This window comes from Streptomyces europaeiscabiei (assembly GCF_001550375.1).
GTDB classification, from domain to species: domain Bacteria; phylum Actinomycetota; class Actinomycetes; order Streptomycetales; family Streptomycetaceae; genus Streptomyces; species Streptomyces europaeiscabiei.
This window is the reverse complement of sequence record NZ_LRTR01000499.1, coordinates 1-4721: the sequence shown is the minus strand read 5'-3', so window position 1 is coordinate 4721 and position 4721 is coordinate 1. Positions and strand designations below refer to the sequence as shown.

Genomic DNA, 4721 nt, shown 5'->3' with positions numbered 1-4721 from the left:
CGCCCTCGCCGCGGCGATCGCCCTGACGACCGCCCGGCTCACGTCGAAGCCGGCCCTGGCCGTGGGCACCGCGCTCACCGGCGGGCTCCTCCTGGTCGTCGGCCTCGGCGGCATCGCCCGCGCGGTCCTGCCCGAGGTGTGGACGGTCCCGGCCCATCTCCTCTGCGGGATCGCCCTGTCGGCCGCCGTACGAACGCGGGCGCCCGAGCCCGTACGCCGAGGCCTCGCACACGCTTCCGCCGTGGTCCAGGGCCTCGCCCTGGCCACCACGCTGCCGACCGTGGCCATCGCGCTGTTGGGCCCGGTCAGCCGGGTCGAACGAGTCTGGTCCGGTGCGCCCGTGGACGCCCGCGCGGCGGTGACGCTCGACGCGCCATGGCCCCCGAACACGGCGACCGTGCCCCTCGTACTCGCCGTCGTCGCGGGGGTCCTGACCGTGGCCACGCGTGCCGCCTCCTGGCGGATCCCGGCCCTGGTCGGCGCCTGGGTCCTCGCCTGGGCGACGGTCCTGGTCCTCCCCGCGGTCCTCGAACTGCCCTACACGGCCGGGCTGGTGGTGCAGGGTCTTCTGGCCATGGCGACGCTGGGCCTCGCCGGATCCGTTCGGCCGACGAAGCCCGAGCGCCTCCGGGCACCGCTGCCCCTCACCGGCGCTCTCCTGGCCGTCGTCACCTCCCTGAGCCTGGCCCTCCACTCCCTCGCCACCGAAACGGCGACCCTCACCGTCCTCGTCGCCTCGACCGCGCTGTTCGCGGCGGCGGCTCGGCGCACGGGCCTCGGCCCCCTCACCGCGCCCGCGTCCCTCACCCACGCCACCGCCCTGACCTGCGCGATCGGCGCCTCTGCCGGCTGGGAACCGCAGCACACGGCTCTGCTCGTCCTCACCGTCCCGGCCGCCGCGGCCCTGCTCGCGGCGCGCCTCGGCGACTCGCCCATGACGATCCCCATCGAGGCGACCGGCGCCGCGGCCGGCCTCCTGGCCATCGCTCTGTCCGCCGCACACCCGCCCCTCCTGGCCCTGACCCTCGCGCTCTGCGGGGTCATCGCCGCGGGCACAGCCGTACGACCGGAACGCCGGCACCTCGGCTACGCCGCCACCGCGCTCTTCGTACTGGCCTCCTGGGTACGGCTGGCGGCCTGGGAGGTCGGCTCCCCGGAGGCGTACACGCTGCCGGTGACCGTCCCGGCCCTGGTCGTCGGCCACCTGCGCCGGCGCCGGGACCCGGCCGCCTCGTCCTGGACGGCGTACGGCCCGGGACTCGCCGTCACACTCGTCCCGAGCCTCGTCGCGGCCTGGGGCGACGAGAACTGGCTCCGCCCGCTGCTGCTGGGCGCCGCCGCCCTGCTGATCACCCTTCTGGGCGCCCGTCAGCGCCTCCAGGCCCCCCTCGTCCTCGGCGGCACGGCACTCACCCTGGTCGCCCTGCACGAACTGGCGCCGTACATCGCCCAGGTCGTGGACGCCCTGCCCCGCTGGGTACCTCCCGCACTCGCGGGACTGGTACTGCTCGCCCTGGGCGCCACGTACGAGCAGCGGCTGCGCGAAGCACGGCGTGTGCGGGACATGCTGGGAAAGCTCGGCTGAGGCGCCACTCCAGGGGCGCGGGGAACTGCGCGACCAGCCACAACGGCCCCGCAGTTCCCCACAACGCCAAGGCGCCCCGAACCCGTTTCCTCGGCGCACCCAGCGGAGCGTCACGGCATCTTGTCGCCCACCAGCGCCAGGTTCTGGATCGCCGCCAACCCGTACAGCGCCGTCGCGTTGGTCGACACCCACGCCGCCTCACTGCCCGGCACGAGCGCCGTCGGCCCCTCGATCTTCTTCGTGGACCAGTCGGTCGACTCCTTGTAGTCCCAGGTGTCGGCGCTGTTGTAGAACTGCCGCCACGCACGGGCCGCCAGCTTGTCGTCGCCCAGCTGGACGGCAGCGTACGCGTCCTGCCGCGAGTGGCCCTGGAAGAGCAGCAGGCTCCCGAAGTTGGAGCCGTAGCGCGCCGCCTGCTCCGCCTTCGTCGCGTTGAAGTAGCGGCAGTAGTCGAGCCAGGCCTCCTTGAACTTGGGCATCTCGATCTGGTCGAGGAGTTCGGCGTTCAGCTCGACCAGGCCGAACATCGCCGACAGGTGCGAGACGCCGACCCTGGCCTCGGTGGCGACGGCGAACTTGCCGGTGTCCAGGTCGTAGAGCGCGTTGCCCTGGACGAAGCCGTTCGGCTGGGCCGCGATCGTCTCCATGGTCGACAGCACGCGCGCCTTGGCCTTCTCCCACTTGGGCCCGCGCCGCTCCCACTCGGTCAGCCACGCCGAGACCAGACCGGACCAGTCGGTACCGAAGCCGATCGACAGCGCGTTCCGGTCGGGGGTGTAGGGCTCGGTGCGGATCTTGCGGATCGGGTCGAGGACGAGGAACGTCTCGTCGGAGTCGACGTTGGCGTGCATGAGGTCGCCGACGCGTTCGTCGGCGGTGAGGAAGTAGTAGTAGCGGCGGTAGGTGGTGTTGGCGATCCGCTGCTGCTTGGCGCTGTCGGCGTAGTGCTGGACGCCGTGGCGGGTGCCGAGGCCGGCCCATTTGCCCAGGTGATAGACGTCGACCTCGCCGGTGTGGCGGGTCATGGCCTCGGCGAAACGGAAGATGTCCGCGCGCCCGGAGCGCATGTACGCGAACCAGAGCCACAGGTCGGGCGAGAGTTCGGAGTTGTCCCAGGCGTAGCCGCCGACGTCGTAGCACCACTGGTGTCGGCTGGGGTCGTAGCTGTGCATGATGTCGCCGTAGTCCCAGAAGCCGTACCACCGGCGCATCTCCACCTGGTCCTTGTAATAGGTGAAGAGGAAGTCGAGGTGGTCCTCGATCTTCGCCTTGGCGGCGGTGGAGCGGTCCGGCTCGGCGAACAGCCGCCCGAAGACGCCCGCCTTGACGAGCTGCTTGGGCGGGGTGGCGAGCTGCGGAGGTGTGCGGACGGCCTCGACCTGCTCGGCCATGGCTTCGGCGCCCGGCGTGGACTCATGGGCCCAGAAGAGGAGTTCGCTGGTGCGGGCGATGCCGTAGGGGGTACCGAACTCGGGCTCGTAGTCCTCGTAGGTGATGTTGAGGCCTTCGAGCTGCTCGGCGAAGGTGTCCTGGCCCATGCCGTCGTGGTAGAAGCGCAGGTCCATGGGCTGCGCCTCGGGCGACCAGAGCCAGAGGGTGACCTCGGCGGTGTCGGTCTGGGCGTCGCGGATGTCGAGCTGGGCGGGGAACTTCTCCCAGAAGTCCCTGAGGCCGAAGGCGAATCCGCCGGACGCGCCACCGACGTACCCGAAGCCGCTCGCCCGCCGGCCACCGCCGGCCGGGATCCAGCCGTGGCCCTTCTTGGTGCGCTTGCGGACACCGAAGCCGTCGGCGGACAGCTGCGAGAGCGTGTAGTCGCCCCACTCGGGGATGTACTGCAGGCGGGTCGTGACACGCTGGTCCCAGGTGGCGGGGTCCGGCAGCTTCTTCCCCTCGAACTGGGCGGTGCGCACCGCCGTCCCCGGGTCGCGCCGCAGCCCCGTGATGCCCTTGACCGCCTCGCGCAGCAGACCCGTGCCCTCGCCGCCGATGCGGATGTGGCGGTCGTAGGCGGCATCACGCATCGGGACCTCGAAGCGGACGCCGATGCCGCGAATGAAGTCGCCGCCGGCCTTTCCGGGCTCCTGGTCGCCGTCGAAGGTGATGGTGTGCACCATGCGGAAGGACTCGGCGCCCGCGTAGAAGTACAGGCGGATCGAGAAGGGCAGCCAGCTGTGGCTTCCCCTGCGGTGCTTGCCGTCGATGCGGACCACGGCACGCACCGGGCCCTCCTGCTCGACCTTCACCTCGTCGATGGCGCTCTCGTAGCGCTGGGACTTCTCCGTGCCCTGGTCGCCGCTCTCGATCTCGGGCTGGCGCAGCAGCACCAGGCGCCCGCTGTGGGCGATCTCGGTGGAGCCGCGCAGCACGGACTTCACGAGCGTCGAGCCGCTCTTGCCGATCTTGGCGGTGATGACACCGGTCGACACGTCGATGGTGCCGGCCCGCTCGTGGACGGTGACCTTCTTCTCCGGCGCGGTCGGTGTGCCCGCGGCGAGGGTGAGCTTGCCGGAGCCGGCGCCCGCGCCCACCGCGTGCGCGGTCCATTTGAGGGAGCCGTCGGGCCAGTAGCCGATGGGCCAGGACTGCACGGCCACGGCCTTGCCGTCCGCGTCGGTCAGGGAAAACGACTGTTCCTTTTCGTACGCGCCCTTCGGCCACGGCACCCCCACGGTCGAACCGGGAGCGGCGCCGAGTCCGCCGTCCTCCAGCCAGTCCAGGGTCACCGGCTCCGCCTCGGCCGTCTCGGCTCTGGGCGCCGCCTGCGCGTTCGTACTCCCTAGCGCCCAGCTGAACTGCGCGGCTGCTCCTGCGACGGCGGCCGCCTTGAGAAGGGACCTGCGGTCGATGGGGGACATGGCCTTTCCTTTCCGTACGGGAAGTCTTGCGTGCGGGTAGTCAGGGGCATGACAGCGACAGGTGCGGCGCCTCCGGGGCGCCGACCTGGGTGCGTGGCACCGTCCGCTCGGGTCAGCGGCGGCGCCGGTACCGCTCCTCCACGGCGACGGCCGCCGCCGCGACGGCCCCGAGGACCGGGATCGCCAGCGGCGCGGCGAACCAGGCGGAGCAGGCCACCACGGCCAGTCCACCGACGAGCAGGAACGATCCGGCGGGGTCGAGCACGGTCCGCCGCCCG

General features: G+C 72.0%; 2 protein-coding genes. One reads left to right on the top strand and one right to left on the bottom strand.

Annotation, left to right across the window (positions count from 1 at the left end):
• The coding region (locus tag AWZ10_RS23980) for an SCO7613 C-terminal domain-containing membrane protein (RefSeq protein WP_425264504.1) at window positions 1-1585 on the top strand (1585 nt) is incomplete at its 5' end.
• Window positions 1586-1695: 110 nt separating this feature from the next.
• Here the strand turns inward: AWZ10_RS23980 and AWZ10_RS23975 are convergent.
• Entirely contained in the window at window positions 1696-4443 is a 2748-nt protein-coding gene (locus AWZ10_RS23975; RefSeq protein ID WP_046706322.1) for an exo-rhamnogalacturonan lyase family protein, read from the bottom strand.
• Between the last annotated feature and the right edge of the window lie 278 nt (window positions 4444-4721).

Bases quoted from the DNA above. Each gene is read 5' to 3' on its own strand.
- AWZ10_RS23975 (WP_046706322.1), bottom strand. From the start codon at position 4,443: ATGTCCCCCATCGACCGCAGGTCCCTTCTCAAGGCGGCCGCCGTCGCA.